Here is a 1,306-nt window from a genome sequence, read left to right as displayed (position 1 = left end):
CGGTGATGTTGATTGGCTTTCCAGCGTTTCTGCCAGACGAATAAATCTAAAACAAATTTACGGTTAATGTTGTAAACGACTTCGGTATTTAAATTTAAGGTAATGTTATTCATTTTGATACCTCATTCAATATTATCATTCTGGCTATTATTGTTAATTAACTTCTGCCAAATAATAGAAACATATTTCGCCTGATGAATAGCATCATCTAACGCATTATGGCGGCTCCCTTCAAATGGCATATTATATTTCGGATCAAACCCAATCGCGCGACCTAATTCAACAATAGTTCTTACGTCTCTGTCATTATACCAGCGCCAAAACGGTTTTATTTTTTCCCGGTCATAGGCAGAACGCAGGATAACATTGTCAAATGAAGCCCCATTGCCCCAGACTTTTAATCCGTGGGTATTGTATTTAGTGTTCTTATTAACGAATTCTTCAAGTTCGAATAGAACGTCTGTGATAGAAGGCAAGCCATCAACGGCAATCGCGACTCTGGCTTCGCTATCCTGACGTAACCACCAACGGATAGTGTCACCATCAACGGCACCCTCTGATTGCATTGATGATGCCAAATCAACAGGGCTATAAAAACTTGAACCGAGTTCACCTGTCGCGGGGTTAAAAAACACGGCACCAATAGAAATAATGGCCGAATCTGTCGCCGTTCCCATTGTTTCCAAATCAAGCATGAGATTTTCATATAGCATATTTATTCCCCTTTATTTTTTATTTGCATTAAAACTCGTTTCCCAATCCACACCATAACAGGTACGGCCATAGAATTACCGATTGCCCGGTAGCGATGGCCATCAGGACAATTTTCTGATGTTTTGCCATTCCACGGGATCTGGGTGTGATTATCAGGAAAACCCTGTAATCGCTCACACTCCACAGGCGTTAAACGACGCACGGCATAGCCATAATTCACGCCATGAACATCGGTTGTGGTCAGTGTGTAGGAAATTTCAGGGTGATAGCCGATACCATTACCGCCATTCTGGGGTGCCCGGTTTATCGTGTTGCCTGCCAGTGCAATCGCCACTAAATCCGTGGCGCTTTTATCATCTCGGGATCTCAATGTTGATGAGATATCATCTGTCCGGTATTCGCCAAACGAGAGCAATCGATAGGTGGATACCAGCCCGCTGCCTCTTTGTGAAAATATCTCCTGATTGCTCATCCCGATACCGCCCGTGTTATGGCTCTGGTTTAACGTCGGGTGCGGGTTTAGCCCTGAGTCCCAGTGACTACCGATAACAGCGCGGCTTCCAGCATTTCCGGCAACTGCTTTCCCCGCCGT

General features: G+C 44.4%; 2 protein-coding genes. Both read right to left on the bottom strand.

Annotation, left to right across the window (positions count from 1 at the left end):
- Positions 1–122: 122 nt before the first annotated feature.
- Positions 123–713, bottom strand: coding sequence for a 3'-5' exonuclease (locus NXS07_RS20125; RefSeq protein WP_258087522.1), 591 nt, complete (start codon positions 711–713; stop codon positions 123–125).
- 2 nt (positions 714–715) lie between these two features.
- On the bottom strand, positions 716–1,306 hold a 591-nt coding region (locus NXS07_RS20120), incomplete at its 5' end, for a DNA cytosine methyltransferase (protein WP_258087521.1).

This window comes from Xenorhabdus bovienii (genome assembly GCF_024721015.1).
GTDB lineage: Bacteria > Pseudomonadota > Gammaproteobacteria > Enterobacterales > Enterobacteriaceae > Xenorhabdus > Xenorhabdus bovienii.
The sequence above is the reverse complement of the archived record's forward strand: the minus strand, read 5'-3'. Positions and strand labels throughout refer to the sequence as shown.